20 protein-coding genes, 1 pseudogene and 1 riboswitch are annotated in these 24,443 nt (G+C 71.5%); of the genes and pseudogenes, 8 read left to right on the top strand and 13 right to left on the bottom strand.

The window, feature by feature from the left end; all coding sequences use genetic code 11:
- The first annotated feature begins 39 nt into the window (after positions 1-39).
- A complete protein-coding gene (locus IF47_RS0100215; protein WP_037731706.1) occupies positions 40-735 on the top strand; it encodes an N-acetylmuramoyl-L-alanine amidase in 696 nt (231 codons plus the stop codon).
- Positions 736-788: 53 nt separating this feature from the next.
- On the opposite strand, the gene IF47_RS0100220 is transcribed toward IF47_RS0100215, so the two are convergent.
- The 12 genes from IF47_RS0100220 to IF47_RS0100285 form a co-directional block, all read right to left on the bottom strand.
- Complete coding sequence (locus IF47_RS0100220; RefSeq protein ID WP_031505725.1) at positions 789-1,958, bottom strand: cysteine desulfurase family protein; 1,170 nt, start codon at positions 1,956-1,958, stop codon at positions 789-791.
- A 131-nt stretch (positions 1,959-2,089) separates the two neighbouring features.
- Positions 2,090-2,566, bottom strand: a complete 477-nt coding sequence (locus IF47_RS0100225; RefSeq protein WP_031505727.1) for a Dps family protein — start codon at positions 2,564-2,566, stop codon at positions 2,090-2,092.
- 318 nt (positions 2,567-2,884) lie between these two features.
- Positions 2,885-3,718 carry a thioesterase family protein gene (locus IF47_RS0100230; protein ID WP_031505729.1) on the bottom strand — a complete coding sequence of 278 codons (834 nt, stop codon included), beginning with the start codon at positions 3,716-3,718 and terminating at the stop codon, positions 2,885-2,887.
- 56 nt (positions 3,719-3,774) lie between these two features.
- Positions 3,775-4,440, bottom strand: coding sequence for a trimeric intracellular cation channel family protein (locus IF47_RS0100235; RefSeq protein ID WP_425423538.1), 666 nt, complete (start codon positions 4,438-4,440; stop codon positions 3,775-3,777).
- Between the two features lie 97 nt (positions 4,441-4,537).
- Entirely contained in the window at positions 4,538-5,614 is a 1,077-nt protein-coding gene (locus IF47_RS0100240; protein ID WP_031505732.1) for an ABC transporter ATP-binding protein, read from the bottom strand.
- Positions 5,611-6,678, bottom strand: a complete 1,068-nt coding sequence (locus IF47_RS0100250) for an ABC transporter ATP-binding protein (RefSeq protein ID WP_078591449.1) — start codon at positions 6,676-6,678, stop codon at positions 5,611-5,613. The genes IF47_RS0100240 and IF47_RS0100250 overlap by 4 nt, the downstream gene beginning before the upstream one ends.
- Positions 6,679-6,682: 4 nt before the next feature.
- Positions 6,683-7,636, bottom strand: a complete 954-nt coding sequence (locus IF47_RS0100255) for an ABC transporter permease (protein ID WP_031505736.1) — start codon at positions 7,634-7,636, stop codon at positions 6,683-6,685.
- On the bottom strand, positions 7,636-8,640 hold the full coding sequence (locus IF47_RS0100260) for an ABC transporter permease (RefSeq protein WP_031505737.1): 1,005 nt from the start codon (positions 8,638-8,640) through the stop codon (positions 7,636-7,638). The genes IF47_RS0100255 and IF47_RS0100260 overlap by 1 nt, the downstream gene beginning before the upstream one ends.
- An 84-nt stretch (positions 8,641-8,724) precedes the next feature.
- Complete coding sequence (locus tag IF47_RS0100265; protein WP_031505738.1) at positions 8,725-10,389, bottom strand: ABC transporter substrate-binding protein; 1,665 nt, start codon at positions 10,387-10,389, stop codon at positions 8,725-8,727.
- Positions 10,390-10,603: 214 nt separating this feature from the next.
- Positions 10,604-11,374 carry an enhanced serine sensitivity protein SseB C-terminal domain-containing protein gene (locus IF47_RS0100270; protein ID WP_031505739.1) on the bottom strand — a complete coding sequence of 257 codons (771 nt, stop codon included), beginning with the start codon at positions 11,372-11,374 and terminating at the stop codon, positions 10,604-10,606.
- 245 nt (positions 11,375-11,619) lie between these two features.
- Entirely contained in the window at positions 11,620-12,390 is a 771-nt protein-coding gene (locus IF47_RS0100280) for an enhanced serine sensitivity protein SseB (RefSeq protein ID WP_031505741.1), read from the bottom strand.
- A gap of 47 nt (positions 12,391-12,437) precedes the next feature.
- On the bottom strand, positions 12,438-13,151 hold the full coding sequence (locus IF47_RS0100285; RefSeq protein ID WP_078591451.1) for an AAA family ATPase: 714 nt from the start codon (positions 13,149-13,151) through the stop codon (positions 12,438-12,440).
- 289 nt (positions 13,152-13,440) lie between these two features.
- Positions 13,441-13,550, top strand: a riboswitch (glycine riboswitch).
- 176 nt (positions 13,551-13,726) lie between these two features.
- Here IF47_RS0100285 and gcvT point away from each other — a divergent pair.
- The 4 genes from gcvT to IF47_RS0100305 all read left to right on the top strand — a co-directional run bounded on the left by gcvT (position 13,727) and on the right by IF47_RS0100305 (position 18,215).
- Positions 13,727-14,854 carry a glycine cleavage system aminomethyltransferase GcvT gene (gene gcvT / locus IF47_RS0100290; RefSeq protein WP_031505745.1) on the top strand — a complete coding sequence of 376 codons (1,128 nt, stop codon included), beginning with the start codon at positions 13,727-13,729 and terminating at the stop codon, positions 14,852-14,854.
- A gap of 112 nt (positions 14,855-14,966) precedes the next feature.
- Positions 14,967-15,344, top strand: coding sequence for a glycine cleavage system protein GcvH (gcvH, locus tag IF47_RS0100295; protein WP_031505747.1), 378 nt, complete (start codon positions 14,967-14,969; stop codon positions 15,342-15,344).
- A 70-nt stretch (positions 15,345-15,414) separates the two neighbouring features.
- Positions 15,415-16,683: a serine hydroxymethyltransferase gene (gene glyA / locus IF47_RS0100300; RefSeq protein ID WP_031505748.1), complete on the top strand. Its 1,269-nt coding sequence runs from the start codon at positions 15,415-15,417 to the stop codon at positions 16,681-16,683.
- A gap of 149 nt (positions 16,684-16,832) precedes the next feature.
- Positions 16,833-18,215 carry an L-serine ammonia-lyase gene (locus IF47_RS0100305; RefSeq protein ID WP_031505749.1) on the top strand — a complete coding sequence of 461 codons (1,383 nt, stop codon included), beginning with the start codon at positions 16,833-16,835 and terminating at the stop codon, positions 18,213-18,215.
- A gap of 426 nt (positions 18,216-18,641) precedes the next feature.
- Here the strand turns inward: IF47_RS0100305 and IF47_RS27340 are convergent.
- Positions 18,642-20,293 (bottom strand): annotated as a pseudogene (locus tag IF47_RS27340) (penicillin-binding transpeptidase domain-containing protein); the annotation flags it as partial.
- Between the two features lie 535 nt (positions 20,294-20,828).
- Between IF47_RS27340 and IF47_RS0100315 the strand changes: the two are divergent.
- From IF47_RS0100315 to IF47_RS0100325, 3 genes are all read left to right on the top strand, one after another.
- Positions 20,829-22,478 (top strand): penicillin-binding transpeptidase domain-containing protein, encoded by a 1,650-nt coding sequence (locus IF47_RS0100315; protein ID WP_031505750.1) that lies wholly within the window; start codon positions 20,829-20,831, stop codon positions 22,476-22,478.
- Between the two features lie 212 nt (positions 22,479-22,690).
- Entirely contained in the window at positions 22,691-23,479 is a 789-nt protein-coding gene (locus IF47_RS0100320; protein ID WP_031505751.1) for an AfsR/SARP family transcriptional regulator, read from the top strand.
- Between the two features lie 241 nt (positions 23,480-23,720).
- On the top strand, positions 23,721-24,434 hold the full coding sequence (locus IF47_RS0100325; RefSeq protein WP_031505752.1) for a CmcI family methyltransferase: 714 nt from the start codon (positions 23,721-23,723) through the stop codon (positions 24,432-24,434).
- Positions 24,435-24,443: the final 9 nt, after the last annotated feature.

Below are 24,443 nucleotides of genomic sequence, written 5' to 3' on the forward strand. Positions count from 1 at the left end.
GGTGGAACCGTACGGGTGTTCCCGAGCGTTGTGCGGGCCGTGAGCGATTCAGAGGCCCGGGGTGGGCGAGCGGCGGCGCGGAAGGCCCGGACGGAGCGGCCGGTCGGTCGTCGCGCCCTGTTGATCGGCGGTGCGGCGGTGGGGCTGGGCGCCGTCGGCTACGCGGCCCGCGACGAGCTGTCCCGGACGTGGTGGCGGGTGCCGGGGGTGGACCGGCCGCGGAAGGAGGGCGAGGTGGACCATCCGGGCGCGGAGTGGATACCGGCGTCCGACGCGAACTGGCGGCGCGCCGACCGGCCCTACGACTACACCATCGACCGGGTGGTGATCCACGTCATCCAGGGCGGCTACGACGTGGCCCTGAAGGTCTTCCAGGACCCCTCCCACGGTGCCGCCACCCACTACGTGGTGCGGACCTCCGACGGGCACGTGGCGCAGATGGTGCGGGAGTTGGACGTGGCGTACCACGCGGGCAACCGCGCGTACAACGAGCGCAGCATCGGCATCGAGCACGAGGGCTTCGTGGACCGCGCCGAGACCATCACCGACGCCACCTATCGCGCGTCGGCCGAGCTGACCGCCGGGATATGCGACCGGTACGGCCTGCCCAGGGACCGGAAGCACATCGTCGGCCACGTCGAGGTGCCCGGCGCCGACCACACCGACCCCGGCCCGCACTGGGACTGGGACCGCTACCTGCGGATGGTCCGGGACGTCCCCGTCCGCACCGCGTGACGGCACGGCCCGGGGCCGTGCCGCTCGCACCGCTCCGGGCCGGTTCGGCCGGTTCAGCTCAGTCCGGCGCTGCGGGCCCGCTCCACGGCCGGGCCGATGGCGGCGGCCACCGCGTCCACGTCGGCCTTGGTGGAGGTGTGGCCGAAGGAGAAGCGCAGGGTGCCGCGGGCCAGGTCCGGTTCGGTGCCCGTGGCCAGCACCACGTGGCTGGGCTGGGCGACTCCGGCGGTGCAGGCCGAGCCCGTGGAGCACTCGATGCCCTGGGCGTCGAGGAGGAGCAGCAGGGAGTCGCCCTCGCAGCCGGGGAAGGCGAAGTGCGCGTTGGCGGGCAGCCGCCCGTCCGGGTCGGGGTCGCCGCCGAGGACAACGTCGGGCACCGCCTCGCGCACGGCCTCGATCAGCGCGTCGCGCAGCGCGCCGATCTCCCGGGCGAACTCCTCGCGGCGCTCGACGGCGATCCGCGCGGCGACCGCGAAGGCGGCGACGGCGGGGACGTCGAGGGTGCCGGAGCGGACGTCGCGCTCCTGGCCGCCGCCGTGCAGCAGCGGGGTGGGCGCCCACTCGCGGCCCAGCAGCAGCGCCCCGATGCCGTAGGGGCCGCCGATCTTGTGGCCGCTGACGCTCATCGCGGCCAGTCCGGAGGCCGCGAAGTCCACGGGTACCTGGCCGACGGCCTGGACGGCGTCCGCGTGCAGGGGGACGCCGGCCTCCCGTGCCACGGCGGCGAGTTCGGCGACGGGCTGGAGGGTGCCGATCTCGTTGTTCGCCCACATCACGGTGGCCAACGCCACGTCGTCGGGGTTCCGTCCGATGGCCTCGCGCAGCGCGTCGGGGTGGACCCGTCCCAGGGAGTCGACCGGGAGCCACTCGACGTGGGCGTCCTCGTGGTCGGCGAGCCAGTGGACGGCGTCGAGCACCGCGTGGTGTTCGACGGGGCTGGCCAGGACGCGCCTGCGGGCCGGATCGCCGGCGCGTCGCGCCCAGTACAGGCCCTTGACGGCGAGGTTGTCGGCCTCGGTGCCGCCGGAGGTGAGGACGACCTCGCTCGGCCGTGCCCCCAGTGCGGCGGCGAGCGTCTCGCGGGCCTCCTCCACGGTGCGCCGGGCCCGCCGCCCCGCCGCGTGGAGGGAGGAGGCGTTGCCGGTGAGACCGAGCTGGGCGGTCATCGCCTGCACCGCCTCCGGGAGCATGGGGGTGGTGGCGGCGTGGTCGAGGTAGGCCATGGTTCCCCGATTCTACGAGCCGCCCCGGGGAACGCGGGAGCGAGGACCGGCCGGGTGCGGCCGGTCCTCGCTCCTGGGGCCGCTCGGCCGCGCGTCTCGCCAGCACGCGGTCGAGCGGTGGTCGTGCGTTCTCAGGCGACCTTGTGCTCCGCCTGGAACATCCAGTGGTGCTTCTCCAGCTCGGCGATGAGCTCGATGAAGATGTCCTGGGTCACCGGGTCCGGCTCCTCGGTGGCGACCATGCGCTCGCGCATCCGGTTCACCACGGCGGCCAGGGCGCCGACCATGACCTCGACGGCCTTGTCGTCCTTGTGCCAGCCGCTGTCCACGCCGGTGATGCCGGTGCCGGCGGCGACGCTGGAGGCACGGCCGTCGGGGGCCAGGCCCAGGGCCGCGGCGCGCTCGGCGACGGTGTCGGAGTAGCTGCGCGCGGTGTCCACGACCTCGTCGAGCTGGAGGTGGATCGAGCGGAAACGGGGCCCGATCACGGTCCAGTGGATCTGCTTGGCGACCAAGGAGAGGTCGATCAGGTCGACCAGCGCGCCTTGGAGCGCCTCGCCGACGACCTTGAGGGCCTCGTCGGGCAGTGTGCTCTTCACGGCGTACATCCGTTGACCACCTTCGCTTCTCTCGCGACGTCTGTCATATTTGATTAGTTTTCGTCCTTCTCTCGGTTACCCACCGGGAGCCCCGTCACTCTCATCCATCCGCCCCACGCGCCCACCGGGTCGGCGGAACGCCGCACGCCCATCGGACGGATGCCCGCTCCCGGTCGGCGCATGCGACGGCCTACGCGGGCCACGGCCCGCAGACAGGCCGAAGGCCGCCCTCCGGATGGCTCCGGAGGGCGGCCTTCGGCGGTGCGCGGTGTCGGTCGGGCGTCGGATCGGGTCTCGGTCGGGCGTCGGTCGGGCGATCGGTCCGGATCAGGCCGACAGAGCGCGGGCGAGCTGACGGGACTGGGCGACGAGCCGGTCCTCGCTGTCCCAGACCTCGGCGTCCTCCTCCAGGAATCCACCGGCCAGGTTGCGGGTGGTGATCGACACCCGCAGCGGGCCGGGAGCCGGGCGCCGGCGGACGTGGGCGGTGAGCTCCACGGTGGGCACCCAGCCCGACAGCCCCAGGTCGAAGGCGGTGGGCGGCAGGGCGTCCACGGTCATCAGCAGGGAGAACGGGTCGGGGTCACGTCCGTCGGCGAGGCCGAACCAGGCGCGCACCTCGCCCCGCCCGCTGGGCGCGCCCACCGCCCAGCCGACGGTGGCCGGGTCCATGCGCAGGTCCACCTGGTGGGTCATGGGCGGGATCGCCGACGGGTCCATCCCGTCCCGCGCCCCGAGGCAGCGCTCGTACGGCGGGATGCTCGGCGGTTCGGCGCTGGTGCGGACGTCGTCGGGCAGCGCGGTCAGGTCCCCGTAGCTCGCCAGGACGCGGATGCGCTCGACCTCGCGACCCTCTTCGTCGGCCTGGACGAGGGAGGCGGTGCCGGTGGAGAGGGTGCGTCCGGTGCGGACGGTGGAGGTGCGCACCGTCGCCGGGCCGGGCCGGGACGCGGTGAGGTAGTGCGCGGTGATGGTGAAGGGGTCGGGGTGCGGCAGGGCGTCGCCGAGGGCGCGGCCGACCAGGGCGAGGAGGTAGCCGCCGTTGACGGCGTGCCCGATGGTCCAGTCGGCGGAGAGGTGGGCGTCGTAGACGCCGTCCCCGCGCGGGGTGATGGCCGTGTCGCGGTCGAACGCGCTGGTACCGATGGTTGCCTCGGTCATGGGAGTGCACCCTACAGCCAATTTGTTACCGGCCGGTAGCCAGGGGGTGCGGACCCTCACGCCCCTGCCCCGCCGTGGTCGGCCGTTCCGCTGCGGCGGCGCCAGGCCCGCGGCGCCCGCCAGTTGTAGCGCAGCGCCAGCAGCCGCAGCGCGAAGGCGAGGCCGGCCGCCAGGGCGCCGGTCACCGCGTTGAGCCGTCCGGTGTGGATCAGCAGCGCCACCGTCGTCGCCCCGACGATGGCCGGGACGGCGTAGATCTCGCGGTCCCAGCGCAACAGGGAGGGCACCTCGTTGGCCAGCACGTCCCGCAGGACTCCGCCGCCCGCGGCCGTGACCAGGCCCATCACGATCGAGGGCAGCAGGTCGAGCCCGTACGCGTGCGCCTTGACCGTGCCGGTGACGCAGAACAGACCCAGACCCGCCGCGTCGAAGACCATCACCGCGCGGTTGATCCGCTCCACCTGCGGGTGGAGGAAGAAGACCAACACCGTGGCGACCAACGGGGTCAACAGGTAGCCGAGGTCGGTGAGGGCCGCCGGGGGCACGTCCCCGATCAGCACGTCCCGGATCACCCCGCCGCCCAGCCCGGTCACCTCGGCGAGCACCACGATGCCGAAGACGTCGAGGTTCTTGCGGACGGCGAGCAGCGCTCCGGAGATCGCGAAGGCGAGGATCCCGGCCAGGTCGAGCCAGTGCTGGACGGAAGGGTTGAACACGTTCACCCCCCGGTTGTAGCAGGAGAGCGAGGCGGAGCGCGCCGCCCGCCCCGACGGAACGGGTCGGGGCGGGCGGCGCGTGCCGGAGACCGGTGGGCGCGGTTCAGGAGGCCGCGGCGGTCTCCTTCTCCTCCCGCTCGGCGGCGGGGGGCGGGACCACCGTGGCCGCGTTCGCCGACGGCCGGATCGTGCCGTCGGCGATCTTCTCCGCCCAGTGGCAGGCCACCCGGTGACCGCCGCCCAGGTCCCGCAGTTCGGGGCGGTCGGTGGCGCAGAGGGTGTCCTGCTTCCACGGGCAGCGGGTGTGGAAGCGGCAGCCGGCCGGCGGGTTCGCCGGGGAGGGCAGGTCGCCGGTGAGCAGGATGCGCTCGCGGTTGTCCTCCACCTCCGGGTCGGGCACCGGCACGGCCGACATCAGCGCCCTGGTGTACGGGTGCCGGGGCTCGGCGTACAGCGTGTCGCTGGGCGCCTCCTCCACCAGCGAACCCAGGTACATCACCCCGACGACGTCGGAGATGTGCCGCACCACGGCCAGGTCGTGGGCGATGACCACGTAGGTCAGGCCCATGGCCTCCTGGAGCTCCTCCAGCAGGTTGATCACCTGGGCCTGGATGGAGACGTCCAGCGCGGAGACCGGCTCGTCGCAGATGATCACGTCCGGTTCGAGGACCAGCGCGCGGGCGATCCCGATGCGCTGCCGCTGCCCGCCGGAGAACTCGTGCGGGTAGCGGGAGAGCGCGTTGGCCGGCAGCCCGACCCTCGCCAGGATCTCCCGGATTCGCTCGCGGCGCTCCTCCTGGTCGGCGCCGATGCCGTGCGCCGCCATGCCCTCGGAGAGGATCGACTCGATGTTCTGCCGGGGGTTGAGGCTGCCCAGCGGATCCTGGAAGACCATCTGGAGCCGGCGGCGGAAGCGGCGCATCTCCTCGCCCGGCAGCTTGGCCAGGTCGGTGCCGTCGAAGACGACCTCGCCGTCGGTGATGTCCACCAGCCGCAGGATCGCCCGGCCGAGCGTGGTCTTGCCGCAGCCGGACTCCCCCACCAGGCCGTAGGTCTGGCCCGCCTCGACGGAGAGCGACACCCCGTCGACGGCGTACACGTGACCGACCGTGCGGTCGAAGAGAACGCCCTTCTTGACCGGGAAGTGGACCTTCACACCGTTCAGTTCGAGCAGGCTCATGCTCCGGCCTCCTTGTCGGCCGCGGCGGCCGTCCCGGCCGTCTCGACCGCGTCGCTCTCCAGCGCCGTCTCGCGCAGTTCGTCCACTCCCCGGGAGAACACCGGGTTCACACACCGCACCTGGTGGCCCGGCGTGCGCGGCTCGCCCAGCGCGGGCGTGCCCTGGAGACACTCCAGGGTGTACCGGTCGCACCGGGGCGCGAAGGCGCAGCCGTCCGTCCAGGCGATCGTGTCGTTGATGGAGCCCCGGATCGGCTTCAACGGCTCGCCGCGCGGCGCGTCGAGACGGGGGATGGAGCCCAACAGCCCGTGGGCGTAGGGGTGGGTGGGGGCCGCGAACAGCTCCCTGCGCTCGGCGGACTCCACCACCCTGCCCGCGTACAGCACGTTGACCTGGTCGCACAGCCCGGCGACCACCCCCAGGTCGTGGGTGATCATCAGCAGGGCGGTGCCCTGCTGGTCGACCAGTTCCTTGAGCAGCTCCAGGATCTGCGCCTGGATCGTCACGTCCAGGGCGGTGGTCGGCTCGTCGGCGATGAGCAGGCGTGGCGCGCAGGCCACCGCCATCGCGATGAGCGCGCGCTGTCGCATGCCGCCGGAGAGCTGGTGCGGGTACTCCTTCAGCCGCCGCGTGGGGTCGGGGATGCCCACCCGGTCCAGCAGGGCGGCGGCCTCCTTGCGGGCGGCCTCGCCCTTCAATCCCCGGTGCCGGGCCAGGATCTCGGTGACCTGGACGCCGATGGGCACCACCGGGTTCAGCGAGGACAGCGGGTCCTGGAAGATCATCGCCAGTTGGGAGCCGCGCAGGTCGCGCATCCTCCCCGGGCTCAGGGTCAGCAGGTCGGTGCCGTCGAACTCGGCCCGACCCCCGACCGTCACGCCCCTCCTCGGCAGCAGCCCCATCAGGGCCAGCGAGGTGACGGATTTGCCACAGCCCGACTCGCCGACCAGACCGACCACTTGCCCCTGGTCGACGTCGAAGGACACCCCCGACACGGCCTTCACGTCGCGCCGGCCGCGACCGGTGAAGGTGACGGTCAGTTCGTCCACGGATAGCAGGGCCATGTGATCAACTCCGCAGTTTCGGGTCGAGGGCTTCTCGCATCGCCTCGCCCAGCAGGGTGAAGCCGAGGGCGGTGATGATGATGCCCAGCGCGGGGTAGACCGCGAGCATCGGCGCGCTGTCGAAGAAGCGCTGTGCCTGGGCGAGCATGACCCCCCACTCCGGGACGGCGGCGTCCGGGTTGCCCAGGCCGAGGTAGGACAGCGCCGCGGCCTCGATGATGGCGGTGGCCAGACTCAGGGTGCCCTGGACGATCACCGGGCTCAGCGAGTTGGGCAGCACGTGTCCGAGCGCGATGCGCCGCTTGCGCACGCCCAGCGCCTGGGCCGCCAGCACGTAGTCCGCGCCGCCCTGCGCGAGCATCGCGCCGCGCAGCAGTCGGGCGAAGACGGGGATCTGCACCACGCCCACCGCGATCATCACGGTGGTCAGGGACTGGCCCAGAACCGCCGCGACGGAGACGGCCAGCAGCAGCGAGGGCAGCGCCAGCATGATGTCGATGACGCGCATCACGACGGTGTCGATCCGCTGCCCGACCTTGCCGCCCAGCACCAGGGCGGCGCCGGAGACACCGCCGATCAGGGCGCCCACGGTGAAGCCCAGCAGGGTGGCGACGACGCCGACCAGCAGCGTCTGCCGAGCCCCCACCAACATGCGGGAGAACTCGTCGCGCCCCAGGTGGTCCAGGCCCAGCCAGTTCTCGCCGCGGGGTCCGACGAAGACGTTCTGGTTGGGGAACACCTCGCCGCGCCAGAGCTGTGCGGTGGGGTCGTACGGGGCCACCCACGGCCCCACGATCGCCACCACCACGAACACGCCGATGACGACCGCTCCGATGACGGCCATCTTGCTGGCCCGCAGTCGGCGCCACGCCTCGACCCACAGGCCGGCGCCCGCGGAGGTCTCGGCGGCGGCGGTGAGTTCCGCGAGCCGGTCGATCTTGTCGGTCTTGGTGCTCATCAGTGCACCCGCACTCTCGGATCGATGATGCTGTAGGCGAGGTCGACCAGCAGGTTGATGACGACGTACGCCGCGGCGATGAACATGATGAAGCCCACCAGGACCGGGTAGTCGCGCTCGTCGATGGCGGTCTTGATGAACGACCCGATGCCGCCGAAGGCGAAGACCGACTCGGTGAGCACCGCCCCCGACAGCAGTCCGCCGGTGAGCAGGCCGATGGCGGTCACCACCGGGAGCAGCGCGTTGCGCAGCACGTGGCGACCGCGCACCGTCGACCGGCTCAGCCCCTTGGACTCGGCGGTGCGCACGTAGTCCTCGCCGAGCACCTCCAGCACGCTGGCCCGGGTCATGCGGGTGATGATCGCCAGCGGGATGGACGACAGCGCCAGCGCGGGCAGCACCAGGTGCATGAACGCGTCCCAGGCGGCGTCGAACTCACCGGTGAGGATGCCGTCCAGGACGTAGAAGCCGGTCACCTCGGTGGCGTCGAGGCCGGTGGTCTGCCGGCCGAAGCTGGGGAACCAGCCGAGCTGGACGGCGAAGATCGCCTTGAGGATGAACGCCAGGAAGAAGACCGGGATGCAGATGCCCACCAGGGATCCGGACACCGCGGTCACGTCCAGCCAGCTTCCGCGCCGGCGAGCGGCGAAGTAGCCCAGCGGCACGCCGACGGCGATGGCGATGAGCATGGCCACGAAGGCCAACTCCACCGTGGCGGGGAACGCCCGGGTGAACTCGTCCCACACCGGCTGTCCGGTCTGGGTGGAGACGCCCAGGTTCAGCTCGGAGAGCCGCTTCAGGAAGCGGCCGTACTGGACCCACACCGGCTGGTCCAGTCCGAGGGCGGCCTCGATACGGGCCTTGTCCGCCGCGGTGGCACGCTCTCCGAGCATGGCCGCCGCGGGTCCGCCGGGCAGTCGGTTCAGCCAGATGAACAGCAGAACCGACAGGCCCAGCAGGGTGGGTATGAGTTGCAGCAGTCTTCGCGCGACGAGACGCAACACCCCGCGATGCCCCTTTCTTCCTCACAGTCAGGTCCGCCCGGCCACAGGGCTTCGGTGGCCGGGCGGACCTGCGCGATCATGCGTTTACTTGAAGGAGACCTCGGCGAAGTTCTCCTGCGTCAGCGGCGAGACCTTCGGCGGGTTGACGTCCTTGGCGAACGCGATGGACGGCGGGGACGAGGAGATCGGGACACCCGGGACGTAGTCCATGACGACCTCGTTGGCCTTCTGGTACAGCTCGACCCGCTTGGTGGCGTCCGGCTCGCTCTCGGCGGCCTTCATCGCGTCGAAGACCTTGTCGTCGCGGAAGCCCCACTGCTTGTCGTAGCCGGCGAACCAGGTGCCGATGAAGTTGTAGGCGTCGTTGAAGTCACCGGTCCAGCCCAGCAGGTGCAGGTCGCAGGTGCCGTTCTCGGTGGCGTCCAGGTAGGTCGGGGCCCACTTCATCGGCTTGGGGTCGACCTTGATGCCGGCCTTCTCCAGATCGGACTTCATCAGCTCGAACATGTCCGCCGGGGCGGGCATGTAGGGGCGCGTCACCTCGGTCGGGTAGCAGAAGTCGACCGCGAGCTTCTCCTCGCCGGCCTTCTTCAGCAGGTCCTTGGCCTTGTCCGTGTCGAACGGGTAGGTGGTGACCTTCTCCGAGTAGCCGTCCACGGTGTCCGGCACGAACTGGGTGGCCACCTTGCCGCCCTCGGGCAACTGGGTCTTGACGATGTTCTCCCGGTCGATCGCGTGGGAGATCGCCTGGCGGACCTCCTTCTTCTGCAGGGCCTTGTTGGCCTCCTGCGAGAAGCCCAGGTAGAAGATGTTGAACACGTCGCGGACCGGGACCTGGAAGCCCTCCTTCTCCAGGGTCGCCACGTCCGCGGGGGCCACCAGGTCGTAGCCGTGGATGTTGCCCGCCTGGAGCGCCTGGCGGCGCGCGGACTCCTCGGCGATGGTGCGGAAGACCAGCTTCTTCACCTTCGCCTTCTCACCCCAGTAGTCGTCGAAGCGCTCGAGGGTGACTTCCTTGTTGCCCTTGTCCCAGTCGACGATCCGGAAGGGGCCGGTGCCGGCGACCGTGCCGGCCTCCTGGCTGTACTTCGGGTAGGTGATGGCGTCGTCCTCGCCGGTCGCCTCCTGCTTCTTGTAGGCGTCGATGGCCTTCGGCGAGTGGATGGCGAGCGCCTGGAGGGAGAAGCCGCCCGGCAGGTTGGCGGAGGGTTCGTGCACCTCGATGACGGCGGTCAGCTCGTCCTCGGCGGTGCAGCCCTTGTAGTTGGCCTTGGGGGCGTCCTTGCTCTCGTTCTCGGCGAAGCCGCCCATGATGGTCTGCCAGTAGTAGGAGACCGCGCTGTTCTGGTACGTACCGGTCCAGTTGAACCAGTGGTCGTAGTTCTTGCACACCGCCTCGGCGGTCAGCTTCTCGCCGTCGTGGAACTTCACGCCCTCCTGGAGCTCGAAGGTCCACTTGGTGCCCGTCTCGTCGCTCTCCCACGACTTGGCGAGGCCGCCGACCAGCTCGGAGCCGCCCGGCTCGTGCTCGATCAGGGCCTCGAACGCCTGGCGGGTGACCCGGAACGTCTCACCGTCGCTCGCCAGTGCCGGGTCCAGGGAGGCGGGGTCGCCCGCGGCGCCGAAGACGAAGGTGTCCCCTCCCCCTCCCTCGTCCTTGCCTCGTTCACTGGCACATCCAGTGGCGATCACACCAACCGCGAGGGCGGCCGCGATCGTCTGGACGACCCTGGAACTGGTTATTCGCATGTTCCACCTCAGGGGTCGGTGACGGTTCAGACTGATGGTCGCCCGAACAGTACTGCGTCCACCCAGCGGTGTGAACTGTCCGCATGTCGGCGATACAGACCTGAGACCATGCGGCCGAAACAGCAACACCGCAGGTCATTGCGGAGCAACACGGGTGAAACACCAGACCGCGCGCCGGCCGGAAATGACGGGTCGTCACCGGCGCCGGCCGCCGTCAGTAGGACCGTGGATAACCGTAACCGTGACCGGGGGCGGCCACGGGGGCCGCGCCCCCGTGGGCGTCGCGGTCGAAGAACGGACGGGCGTTGGCCCGCAGCCACATGGCGACCGGGTCGTACTCGTCCGACATCGCGACCGTGGAGACCGCCAGCCCCTCGGGCACCGAGACCACCGACCGTTCCATCATCGACCGCACCGACTCCACGGCCTGCGGGCCGTGGTCGTACAGGTCCAGCCCGATCACCAGGTACGGGGCGCCCAGCGCGGGCTGCACCCAGGCGCGGCGCAGGGTGCGCACGGCGGGCGTGCGGTGGGCGTTCTGGACGAGCTGGGCGTAGAAGTGCGGGACCTCCACGGTCGGCTCGCCGATGCGCAGCGGCCCGGCGGGCAGCCGATCCAGCCCGCCGACGATCCGCCGCAGGTCGAGCCAGGGGATGCCGACGCCGCCGCCCGGGGCGTGCGGATTGAGCCACAGCCCCCAGCGGTCGGGGAAGAGGGCGGCGGCCACCTCGCGTCCGCCGACCACCTCGTGCGCCCTCGTCCAGCCGGAGGCCGCCAGTTCCCGCTCCGAGGTCACACAGGGCGCGTAGCCGTGCCCGGCGACCTCCATGTTCCCGTACTGGGCGTCGGGGGAGCCGGCCTGACCGTGCCAGAGCAGCATCCACACCCGGCCCTCGGCGAGGGCGTTCAACAGCGCTTCGTAGGTGTCGTACCGCCCGGGCGCCACCTGGTGCAGCAGCTGATCGACGCTTCCACCCGCGCTCACGTGGGCCGCCCCTTCTCGCACTCCGTGCTCCGTACCTGTGCACCGGGCCGCACATGCGCCCCGACCGGACATCCAACCAGCTTACGGTCCGTGCCGGACAGGCCCCGGAGTACTCATCCACCCGTCCGTGCGCATACTCACGGCGGACGGGTGGGGCCGGACGGGCCGGGCGCGGCCGTGTGCGGTCGCGCCCGCGAGGTGCGGCGGGAGGCGCGGCGGGAGGAAGCCGAGCGCGCCGCCGGCGCCTACCGGTCGCGCGTGTAGAAGGGGCGTACGCACTCCCGCATCCAGTCCACGACCGGGTCCTGGGCGGCGTCCAACAGCACCATCTGCACCGGCCACCGCACCGGTTCCCGGCCCAGCGCACGGCCCAGGGCGTCGTGCGCGGCCGTGCGGGCCTCCGGGTCCAGCAGGTCCAGCTCCACGCCGACGAACAGCGCGGGCGGGTCGCCCTCGACGCTGGCCAGGCCACGGCGTGCGGTGCGCACCTGCGGCAGTACCGCGAACTCCCCGGCGGCCGCGGCCAGGAAGTCCACCGGCTCCTCCTGCCAGTCGGGCTCGAAGAGCCTCACGCGCGCCCCGGCCGCCACGCCCGGCACCCCCGCGGCGCCGCCCTCGCGGCACAGTTCGGCCACGGCCGGCGGTGGGATGGGGGCGCCGACGGTGCCCTCGGGGTTGATCACGATGCCGACCTGCGGCGGCAGCCCCCGGGCGAACTCGCGGGCGGGCGCGATCGCGAAGGGCAGGTGCGAGCCGGCGCACTGCAGGAACTGCTGCTCGGAGCTGAAGACGGGGACGTACGGCGCTCCGTCGAGCTGGATGGTCGGCAGGTCCAGGTTGGGGCTGTCCGGGCCGCCGCCCTCGGGCAGCGGGACCCACAGGCTGCTGCGTCCGAGCACCTCCAGCAGCCGGGCGCCCGCTCCGGGGGCGCCGACCGACGCGGCGAGGGTCTCCTCCAGCTCGTTCCCGGGCCAACCGCCACCGTGTCCCGGCCCGTACTGCTGCGGCATGGTCATGTCGGAACCCTATCCGCACTCCAGTGAGCCGCGTCCCGCCCGTGCCCTCAGCCCGAGCGCCGCTCGGAGACCTCGAAGGTCTCGGAGACCTCGGAGACCTGGGAGACCTCGAAGCCCTCGAAGACGACACCGCGCAGCGCCCCCGCCGCCGGGCGGTCCAGCAGCGCCGCGGAGACGCAGCCGGCGGGCAGCCGCCCCGCCTCCACGTCCGCCACCAGGCGTCCCACCGCCCGCCGGTGTCGGGCGAACGCGTACGCGGAGACCCCCCGACCCCGCTCCGCCTGGCCGGACAGCGCCACCTCCGGCGGCACGTCCAGCAGCACCAGGTGCAGCCGGCGTCCGCGCCTTCGGGCGTCCCTCGCCAGCCAGCGGCGCACCCAGCTCTGGGTGCCGCAGTCGTGCACCACCACGCCCGCGCCCGAGGCCAGGGCCCGGCGCAGCGACAGGTAGTGCGCGACGCGGACCAGGGGACGGTAGACGCCGTAGGGCAGCCAGGCGGGCAGGCGCCGCTCCCAGCGCTCCCGCATGTCCTGGGAGTCGATCCGGACCACCGTCTCGTCGGCGGCCACCACACGCCGGATCAGGGTGGACTTGCCGCTGCCCGGCAGGCCGGAGACCACCACCCGGTCGCCCGCGGGGAAGCGCAGGACCCGGGTCGTCGTCGTTCCGCGCAGGTCGTGCCCGCCGACCCGCGCGGACGTGGGCGCCCGACGGGGCACCGTCCCGCTCTGTGCCGCGCAGGCACTCTTCAGGCTGCTCACCGGTGCGCCCTCCCCGCTGTCGGCCGCGTGCCTCGCGGCTTCCCCCCGAGCGTGTCAAGAAGGGTGACGACGGACAAGGCGGCCGGCCGTCGGGAACCCTCGACACCTCCCTCCCCCGTCCTCGCGTCCTTCTCCCGCGCTCGCTCCACCTTTGTCCCGTCTTCGTCGTTCTCCTCGTCCCTTACCCCAACCGTCCTCCCGCCGGCGCGGTTCCCGGCGTCGCGCGGCCCGCCTCCCCCCGGTGCGCCGGACGTGCGATGATGAACGCGCCAACTGCATACCGGCCGTTCGAGTCCGTGCGGGAGAGTTCCCGGCAGCCGCCGGTCACGGCGGGTGACGGGGCGCCGAAGGAGCAAGTCCTCCCTTGAATCTCTCAGGCCCCGATACCGCGCGGACGAGGCACATCTGAAAAGCGGGCGTGTCCCTCCCAGGGGGGAAGCGTCCCACCCAAGGTGCAAGCCGTGGTCCGCTCGGGCTCGTGGCGAACCTCTCAGGTTCCGATGACAGATGGGGAGGATGTCCTCCTCCCACCGTTCACCGGACCTGTCCACGCCACCTCGCCGGGAGCAACAGCCATGAGCGATTCCCCCCGACCCCCCCGACACGTTCCCCTCGACGCCGTCCACCGCGCCCTCGGCGCGACCATGACGGACTTCGCCGGCTGGGAGATGCCGCTGCGCTACGGCAGCGAGCGCGACGAGCACAACGCCGTGCGCACCCGCGCCGGACTGTTCGACCTGAGCCACATGGGCGAGGTCACCGTCACCGGCCCGCAGGCGGGCGAGCTGCTGGACCGCGCCCTGATCGGGCACCTGTCCGCCGTCCCCGTGGGCCGGGCCCGCTACACCATGCTCTGCGACGAGTCCGGCGGCATCCTCGACGACCTGATCGTCTACCGGCTGGGCGTCGAGGAGTACCTGGTCGTCGCCAACGCCGCCAACGCCCAGGTGGTCCTGGACTCCCTCGTCGAGCGCCGCGACGGTTTCGACGCGACCGTGCGGGACGACCGCGAGGCGTACGCGCTGCTGGCCGTCCAGGGCCCCGAGTCCTCCGCCGTCCTGGCGAAGCTCACCGACGCCGACCTGGACGGACTGAAGTACTACGCCGGGCTGCCCGGCACGGTCGCGGGCGTGGACGCGTTGATCGCCCGCACCGGCTACACCGGCGAGGACGGCTTCGAGCTGTTCGTCGCCCCCGGCGACGCGAGGACGCTGTGGGAGGCGCTGACCGAGGCCGGCGCGGACGCGGGCCTGGTGCCGTGCGGGCTGGCCTGCCGCGACACGCTGCGGCTGGAGGCGGGCATGCCGCTGTACGGGCACGAGCTGTCCCGCGACCTCACCCCCTTCGAGGCCGGGCTGGGCCGCGTGGTGAAGTTCGACAAGGCCGGCGACTTCGTCGGTCGCGCCGCCCTGGAGGCCGCGGCCCGCCGGGCGGAGGAGAACCCGCCGCGGAAGCTGGTCGGCCTGGTCGCCGAAGGGCGCCGGGTGCCGCGCGCCGGGTACGCCGTGGTCGCCGCCGACGGCTCGGTGATCGGCGAGGTCACATCCGGGGCCCCCTCCCCCACGCTCGGCAAGCCGATCGCGATGGCCTACGTGGACGCCTCCCACGCCGCGCCCGGCACGGAAGGTGTGCGTGTGGACATCCGCGGTACGCATGAGCCGTACGAGGTCGTCGCGCTGCCCTTCTACCGGCGCGAGCGCTGACGGACACGGCGGAGCGGGGCCCGGCGCGGCCGTCCGCCCCGGGCCCGTCCGTCCCGTCCCACCTGGCAAGACCCGTTTCTCACCATCCGCTTCCGATCAGGAGAATCACGCCATGAGCAACCCCCAGCAACTGCGCTACAGCAAGGAGCACGAGTGGCTGTCGGCCGTCGAGGACGGTGTCGCCACGATCGGCATCACCGAGCACGCGGCCAACGCGCTCGGCGACGTCGTCTACGTCCAGCTCCCCGAGGTCGGCGCCACGGTGACCGCGGGCGAACCCTGCGGCGAGCTGGAGTCGACCAAGTCGGTCAGCGACCTGTACGCGCCCGTCTCCGGTGAGGTCACCGAGGTCAACCAGGACGTGGTGGACGATCCGGCGCTGGTGAACTCCGCCCCTTACGAGGGCGGTTGGCTGTTCAAGGTGAGGCTGTCGGAGGAGCCGGAGGACCTGCTCTCCGCCGACGAGTACACCGCCTTCACCAACGAGTGACCCTCGGTCGGGACGGTCTCGGGCCCGTCCCGTCGTCCGCCGTCCAGCACACCACGATCGGAAAGATCCGATGTCGCTTCTGAACAGTTCCCTGCACGAGGTCGATCCCGACGTCGCCGCCGCCGTCGACGCCGAGCTGCGACGCCAGCAGTCCACCCTGGAGATGATCGCGTCGGAGAACTTCGCTCCGGTCGCCGTCCTCCAGGCCCAGGGTTCGGTCCTCACCAACAAGTACGCCGAGGGCTACCCCGGGCGCCGCTACTACGGCGGCTGCGAGAACGTCGACGTGACCGAGGACCTGGCCCGCGAGCGGGTGAAGGCCCTCTTCGGCGCCGAGGCGGCGAACGTCCAGCCGCACTCGGGGGCGCAGGCCAACGCCGCGGCGATGTTCGCCCTGCTCGACCCGGGCGACACGATCATGGGTCTGGACCTCGCCCACGGCGGCCACCTGACCCACGGCATGCGGATCAACTTCTCCGGCAAGCTCTACGACGTGGTCGCCTACCACGTCGACTCCTCCACCGGTCTGGTCGACATGGCGGAGGTCGAGCGGCTGGCGAAGGAGCACCGTCCGCGGATGATCATCGCCGGCTGGTCGGCGTACCCGCGGCAGTTGGACTTCGCGGCCTTCCGCCGGATCGCCGACGAGGTGGGCGCGCTGCTGATGGTGGACATGGCGCACTTCGCCGGTCTGGTGGCCGCCGGGCTCCACCCGAACCCGGTGCCGTACGCGGACGTGGTCACCACCACGACCCACAAGACGCTGGGCGGTCCGCGCGGCGGGGTGATCCTGTCGAAGCAGGAGCACGCCAAGAAGATCAACTCCGCGGTCTTCCCCGGCCAGCAGGGCGGGCCGCTGGAGCACGTCATCGCGGCGAAGGCGGTGGCGTTCAAGATCGCGGCGACGGAGGAGTTCAAGGACCGTCAGCGCCGCACGCTGGAGGGCGCGAGGCTCCTCGCCGAGCGGCTGACGCGGCCGGACGCCGCCGAGGCGGGCGTGGCCGTCCTCTCCGGCGGCACCGACGTCCACCTGGTCCTGGTCGACCTGCGCGAGAGCGAGCTGGACGGACGGCAGGCCGAGGACCGTCTCCACGCGATCGGCATCACCGTCAACCGCAACGCCATCCCGAACGATCCGCGTCCGCCCATGGTCACCTCGGGCCTGCGGATCGGCACCCCCGCACTGGCCACGCGCGGCTTCACCGCCGACGACTTCCGCGAGGTCGCGGACGTGATCGCCGAGGCCCTCAAGCCGTCGTTCGACGAGGGCAAGGCCGAGGCGCTGACCGTCCGTGTGACGGCCCTGGCCGAGAAGCACCCGCTGTACCCGGGCCTGTAGGACCGGGGTCCGCAGGACCGGGGCCCGGCCCCGCCGGGTGCGCCGCCCGACCGGCGGCGCACCCGGCCGAACCACACCCGCCCACCCGCGGGCCACGCACTCGTCCACCCGACGAGCACACCCACGAGCAGACAAAGGAGTCCGCCGTCGTGGCCATTTCCGTCTTCGACCTGTTCTCCATCGGCATCGGTCCGTCCAGCTCCCACACCGTGGGGCCCATGCGGGCGGCCAGGATGTTCGCGCGCCGCCTGGCGAAGGAGGGCGTGCTGGACCGCACCGACTCGCTCCGGGCCGAGCTGTACGGCTCCCTGGGCGCCACCGGCCACGGCCACGGCACCCCCAAGGCGGTGGTGCTGGGGCTTCAGGGCCACTCGCCCCGCACGGTGGACGTCGAGACGGCGGACGAGGAGGTCGAGCGCGTCCGCCGGTCGGGCCGGCTGCGGCTGCCCGCGGACGATCCGGGCGGCGGTCGCGAGATCGCCTTCGACATGGACGCGGACCTGGTGCTGCACCGCCGCCGTTCGCTGCCGTACCACGCCAACGGCATGACGCTGGCCGCGTACGACGCCGCCGGCGCCCCGCTGCTGGAGAAGACGTACTACTCGGTCGGCGGTGGCTTCGTGGTGGACGAGGACGCCGTCGGCGAGGACCGCGTCAAACTCGACGACACGGCGCTGAAGTACCCCTTCCGCACCGGTGACGAGCTGCTGCGGACCGCCCGCGAGACGGGCCTGTCGGTCTCGGCGCTGATGCTGGAGAACGAGAAGGCCTGGCGCACGGAGGAGGAGATCCGGGCGGGCCTGCTGGAGATCTGGGGGGTGATGCGCGCGTGCGTGGCCCGCGGCATGTCGCGGGAGGGCGTGCTGCCCGGTGGGCTGAAGGTCCGCCGGCGCGCCGCCGCCTCGGCCCGCCGGCTGCGCGCCGAGGGCGACGCCGCCGCGCACGCCATGGAGTGGGTGACGCTCTACGCGATGGCGGTCAACGAGGAGAACGCCGCCGGCGGCCGGGTCGTCACCGCGCCCACCAACGGCGCGGCGGGCATCATCCCGGCCGTGCTGCACTACGCGATGGAGTTCGTCCCCGGCACCGACGACGACACGGTGGTGCGGTTCCTGCTGGCCGCCGGCGCCGTCGGCCTGCTGTTCAAGGAGAACGCCTCCATCTCCGGCGCCGAGGTCGGCTGCCAGGGCGAGGTGGGCTCGGCCTGTTCCATGGCCGCCGGGGGGCTGGCCGAGATCCTGGGCGGTTCCCCGGAACAGGTGGAGAACGCCGCCGAGATCGGCATCGAGCACAACCTGGGCCTGACCTGCGATCCCGTGGGCGGCCTGGTCCAGATCCCCTGCATCGAGCGGAACGGCATGGCGGCGGTCAAGGCGATCACCGCCGCCCGGATGGCCCTGCGCGGCGACGGCCGTCACCACGTCTCGCTGGACAAGGCCATCAAGACGATGAAGGAGACGGGCGCGGACATGAAGGCCAAGTACAAGGAGACCGCCCGCGGCGGGCTCGCGGTCAACGTCATCGAGTGCTGAGAGGGGCCGCTCCGGCCCTCGGGTTCCCGCCCTTCGCCGCCGCCGGGTCCTCCCCGGTGGGAAGTCCCCGGAGAGGTCCCGGCCGGGAGCCGCCGCGAGCGCCTGTCCGACTCCGGGTTCTCGGGTGACGTGCGTCTCGCCCGCCCGCACACCCACACCGCCCGGCAGACCGCGCCGGACGGTGCGGGCGGGACCCGGACCGGCTTCCCCGAAGGGCCGGCGAGGCCCTGTCCCCCCTGCCCCTCGTGCCTGCCCGAGCGGCAGGGCCGGTCACCGGCGTTCCGGCTGTTCGGCGGCAGGGCCCCGCCCAGGGGCACGAGCGCTCCGGTCGCTGCTGTTCTTCACCGCTCCGGCCAGGTCGGGTGCGGGGGCCGTCACCGGGAAGCGGGTCCGCGCCGGTGCGACGGGTGGTGCGACAGGTGGTGGTCAGTCCTTCCTCCCCGGCGTCGCGGCCGTGGGCGGGGCGGTGATCGAGCCGTCGGGGCCGATGGTGGGGAGGGCCTTGTGCGGGGTGGGCAGCAGGGCCTTGCGAGGGTCGATCGTGCCGTCGGGAGAGACGCCGTACAGGGCGCTGTAGATGTTGCGGACTGCAGGGGCCGATGCTCCGGAGCCCGTGCCGCCCTGGGAGATCGTCATCACCACCGCGTAGTCCTCGGTGTACGCGGCGAACCACGACGTCGTCTGCTTGCCGTGGACCTCGGCCGTGCTGGTCTTGGCGTGCAGCGGAATCCTCTCCTGAGGCCAGCCGCGGAAGCGCCAGTCGGCCGAGCCGCGCGTGACGACGCCTGCGAGGGCCTCGTCGACGGCCTCGCGGGTGGCCTCCGTCATGGGGAGCCTGCCGTGCGCCTTCGGCCTGATCTCCCGCACCTTCCTGCCGTCGGGGCTGACGATCGCCTTGCCGACCGTGGGGGTGTGGAGGGTGCCGCCGTTGGCGATCGCCGCGTAGACCACGGCCATCTGGAGGGGGGTGACCAGGGTGTCGCCCTGGCCGATGGAGTAGTTGACGGCGTCACCGGCGCGCAGCAGGTTGCCCTCGCGGCAGTTCTCGTGGGCGACCCTCTCGGCGTAGCTCCCGTCCTTCCTGCCGTACTCGCACCAGGCGTCCTTGTTGGCCTCCCAGTACCGCTGCTTCCACTTCCGGTCGGGGACGCGGCCGGCGGCCTCGTCGGGCAGGTCGATGCCGGTCGGCCGGCCCAGGCCGAAGTCGTGGGCCGTCCTGTGGAACCAGTCCCGCGCCTCGTCGTGCGGGCGGAGCCCGCCGTCCTTCTTCCACTCCTCGTGGGCGAGCCGGTAGTAGACCGTGTCGCAGGACACCTCCAACGCACGGCCCAGCGAGATCGGGCCGTGGTCCTCCGATTCGAAGTTCGTGAAGGTGCGGCCGCCGATCGTGTACGAGCTCGAGCAGTCGTACGGCCCCTCGAACGAGTGGCCCGCGTTGACTGCGGCCGTCGTCGACACGACCTTGAAGATGGAGCCGGGGGCCGACAGGCCCTGGATCGCCCGGTTCAGGAGCGGGTGGTTGGACTTCTTCCCGGTGAGCTCGGCGTAGTCCTCGGCGGAGATGCCGCCGACCCACGCGTTCGGGTCGTACGCCGGGTTGGACGCCATGGCGACGACCCGCCCCGTCCTGGCCTCCAGCACCACGACCGCGCCCGCGTCCGCCTCGTAGTTCCGGCGGGTGTTGCGGTCCCACTCCTTGCGAGCGGCCTTCATCGCCTCGCTCAGCTCTTTCTCGGCGACGGCCTGGACGCGGGCGTCGATGGACGTGACGAGGTGGGAACCGGGGCGGGGCGGTTCGCTCTCCATCCGGCCGACGACCCGGCCGAGGTTGTCGACCGCGTAGCGGGTGAGGCCGGCCCTGCCACGCAGGTACCGGTCGTAGCTGCGCTCCAGGCCGGAGCGGCCGATCTGGTCGGAGCTGAGCAGCGGCGAGTCGCCGTCCTTGGTCTCCTCGATCTCCTCGTCGGTGACGGGGTGGTGGCCTCGTCGGTGATCGGGATGGGCTGGTAGGGCGAGCCGTTCCAGCACGGCTGCGGCGTCTCCGCGTCGCAGAGGCGGATCTTCTCGGACACCTCCTTGCCAGCCGGTGCCGGACCCGTGGGGAACAGCGCCTTTCCGGAATGTTCGACACGCGGACCGAGCCTAGGGCGGCGGATCGGGCCCGGCGAAGCCGGTATTCGGTCACTCCTGATCACTCCGCGCGGGCCGGACTGCCGCCCGGCCCGCGGTGACGAACCGGGCGGCCGCGGTGAACGGGCGGAACCGCGGGCGAGGTCCCTGTGGAGGTCACCGGCCGGTTCGGCGGCCCGGGCCCCGCCGTGGAACTCGCGCCCAACCGTCGGTCCTCGGCCTCATCGGATGGATCCGGACAGACTCGTCTCGTGCGAAGATCTCGACGGGCCGTCGCCGCATGGAACCCGGTCCCGCATGTTGGTCCGTCTTCTCACATATTGGGCAGACGTAGCCTCCTCCCTACCCGCTTTGATGACCTTTGGGGGTGACTGCGACGGATTAATCTCCCTCCCCCGACACCCCTTTCCTTTCGTCTCGGGCGTGTCCAGAAGGCGACACATACCATTCAGCAGAAACGAATTTGTACCTAGCCTGTGCCGCATGACGCATTCCCGCAGCCATGGTGATTACGCGCCACCCCATCGACGCCGCCGCCGCGGCCGGATGACCTTCTCGACGATCGCCGCACTGGCCATAACCGCCGGGATCGCTTACTGGGGGTACTCCACCCTGGCCACCGACGGGGAAGCGGACGACCCTCAGGTGGTGAACGCGACGAAGGAGCTGCGGAAGTTTCTCGACGCATGGGAGGCGGGCGATGCCCGGCTGGCCGGTCAATTGACCGATACACCCGATAATGCCGAGTCGCTGATCACGTCCGTCATGACGAACTTAAAACCGTCGAAGACCGAGATCACGACCGGCGGCGGCGACAGGAAAGCGGAAGGGGAAGTAGAGGTTCCGTTCACGGTGCGGATGGACCTGCCGGGAGCGGGAAAGTACACCTGGGAGTCAAGGGCGAGCTTACGCGGGGACGACGACCGGTGGAAGGTCGAGTTCCGCACCCAGATGGTGCATCCGCAGATGGTTCCGGGACAGACTCTCGCCCTGAAGTCACGGGAGAGGGCCGCCATCCTCGACGCCAGGGGCAGGGAGCTCCAGGCGGCCTCCCTCGTCGGGGTCGTCGACGCCGCGACGGGCAAGGGCGTGTCCGGCCTCCAGGCCCGTTACGACCGGCAGCTCACGGGCGGCACGGGCGCGGCGAAGTCGGTCGTGGTCGTGGACCGCCAGTCGGGCCGGGTCGTCAAGCAGCTCACCGGCACGGCCGCGAAGGGCGAACCGGTGCGGACGACCATCGACCCGGAGGTCCAACAGGCCGCGGCCGACGCCTTGGACGGGGTGGAGAAGAACGCCGCGATCGTCGCCGTCGACCCCTCGACCGGCAACATCCTGGCCGTCGCCAACAGGCCGGCGGGCATGAACCGTGCTCTGGAGGGCCGCTACCCGCCCGGTTCGACCTTCAAGGTGGTGACCGCCGCGGCCCTGCTCGAACAGGGCATGGGTCCCTCGGACCGGGCGGACTGCCCCAAGTTCGCCTACGTCAACGGCCAGCGCTTCGAGAACCAGGACCAGTTCGTCCTGCCCGCCGGCTCGACGTTCCGGGACAGCTTCGCGCACTCGTGCAACACCTTCTTCGTCAACTCCCGCGACCGGCTGTCGGACACGGCCCTCCGCGACACCGCGGCGGCGTTCGGAGTCGGCGGCACCTGGGATGTGGGCACCGTGACGTACGACGGCAGCGTCCCCGTCCCGGACAATGACAACCACAAGGCCGCCTCCACCATCGGGCAGGCCCGGGTGCAGATGTCCCCGCTGGTCATGGCGTCGATCGCGGCCACGGTGAAGGAGGGCGCGTTCAAGCAGCCCGTCCTGGTGCCCGAGGCCGTGAAGGAGCGGCACGAGGCCACCGCCCGGCTGGACGCCGGCACCGTCGAAGCACTGCGGAGCATGATGCGCGCGACCGTCACCGAGGGCGCGGGCGAAGCCCTCAGGGGCATCCCCGGTGAACCGCACGCCAAGACGGGCACCGCCGAGTTCGGCACCGAGACCCCTCCCCGCACGCACGCCTGGATGATCGGCTACCAGGGCGACCGGAACCTCGCCTGGTCGGTGCTGCTGGAGGACGGCGGCTCGGGCGGTTCCGACGCCGGTCCGATCGCCGCGAAGTTCCTCAGGAGCCTGACGGGATGAGGCCCGCGCGCCCTTGACTCCAGGCCGGCTCGCCGACTTCCCGCGCCCGGGAAGCGGTACGGGGGGAACGGCGCCTCCACCCCCCGCCCCCGTCGGCAGCACCGCACCGCTGGTTCATCCGATCTCCTTCCGAAGAGCTGTCACCAAGGAAGGCACCCGCGCACGTCCGCCCTCCGGGAAGCGGGCGTGCTCCTTCACGAGAGGGTATCGACATGAGCATCTGGAACGGCGTGACGATCCGGCTTCTCGGTCCCGTGACCCTTGCACGAGACGGTGCGCCGATACCCGTGCCGGGGCAGCGCCAGCGGCGTTTCCTGGCCTCGCTGGCCCTGCGGCCCGGGCAGGTCATCTCCAAGGAGGTGCTCAGCGAGGACTCCTGGGACGGCGAGCCGCCCCTGACCGTGTCGGGGCAGTTGCAGACCTCGGCCTGGATGATCCGGAAGGCCCTGGTGGAGGCAGGCCTCCCCCGGGAGACCCTCGGCTCGCACGACCGGGGCTACGAGCTGCGGGTACCGCCCCGGTCCATCGACCTGTTCGTGTTCCGGGAGACCGTCCGCGAAGCCCGTGACCTGCACGCCTGTGGGGAGCACGGGGGGGCGTCCGACCGGCTCGACAGCGCGCTGGCCCTGTGGAGGGGACCCGCCTTCGTCGACATCACCTCCAGCCGGCTGCGGCTCAAGGCCGAGTCCCTGGAAGCGGAACGGACGGCCGCGGTCGAGCTGCGCGCCCGGATCGACATCGACCTCGGGCGCTACGACGAGGCCATCTCCCGGCTGTCGGAACTGGTCGACGACGACCCCTTCCGCGAGGACCTCTACGTCAGCCTCATGAAGGCCTATTACGCGGAGGGCCGGCAGGTCGACGCGATCCAGGTCTTCCACCGGGCGAAGCGGATCCTGCGCGAGCACATCGGGATCGACCCGGGGGCGCGGATGATGAAGGTGATGCAGGCGATCCTGCACCAGGACGAAAAGTTACTCGGCGTGAGAACCCCGGCATAGAGAACCGGGGCGGGAGAACCAGGACGAGAAGAGCGGCCGACAGCGCGCCGGCCCGGGCCGGAGCATTGCCCCTGTGCATGCTCCGGCCCTTTCCCTTTCCCGGATTAATTACCGGCGACCTTCTCCAGGACTTACCGGGTTTTTACGGAGAGACCTCCGAGAGAGTCGCAAGAGGGGGCCAAGAGCAGTGCGGGCTAGCATTGCGGTGTCGAAATGCGGCGCAAACTCATGGGAGAGCGCATTGAACGACTACTCTCGCGAGAAATTCCTGGACCTGAACGCTTTCCGGGGGCTGGGCGAGGATCCGGTCTACCGTCCCCCCGTACTGAAGGACCGCCCGCGGGACTGGCCACTCGACCGGTGGGCGGAAGCGCCGCGCGATCTGGGCTACTCCGATTTCTCCCGCTATCAGTGGAGAGGGCTGCGTCTGCTCAAGGACCCGGAGGCGCAGGCCGCCCTGCACGACCTGCTGTGGGAATTCCGTCCCCGCACCGTCATCGAACTGGGTGTGTACAGCGGCGGTTCCCTGGTCTGGTTCCGCGACCTGACCCGGCTCATGGGCATCGACTGCCAGGTCATCGGGATCGACAAGGACCTGTCCCGCTGCCAGATCCCGCCCTCCGAGTTGTCGAACATCGCTCTCCACGAAGCCGACTGCACCGATCTCGGAACGCTGGAGAAACTCCTCGGCGACGCCGCCCACCCGCTGGTGTTCATCGACGACGCGCACAGCGACACGTTCAACGTCATGCGGTGGGCCGTCGACCACCTGCTCCACGAGGGCGACTACTTCATCATCGAGGACATGATCCCCTACTGGCACCGGTACAGCCCGACCCTGCTGGAGGAGTACCTGGCGTCCTTCCGCGACGTGCTGACCATGGACATGGTGTACGCCAACGCCGGCCCGCAACTGGACCGCGGTGTCTTCCGCCGCTCGGCCGTGAAGGGCTAGGCCGCCGCC

The organism is Streptomyces megasporus (genome assembly GCF_000718985.1).
Lineage (GTDB): Bacteria > Actinomycetota > Actinomycetes > Streptomycetales > Streptomycetaceae > Streptomyces > Streptomyces megasporus.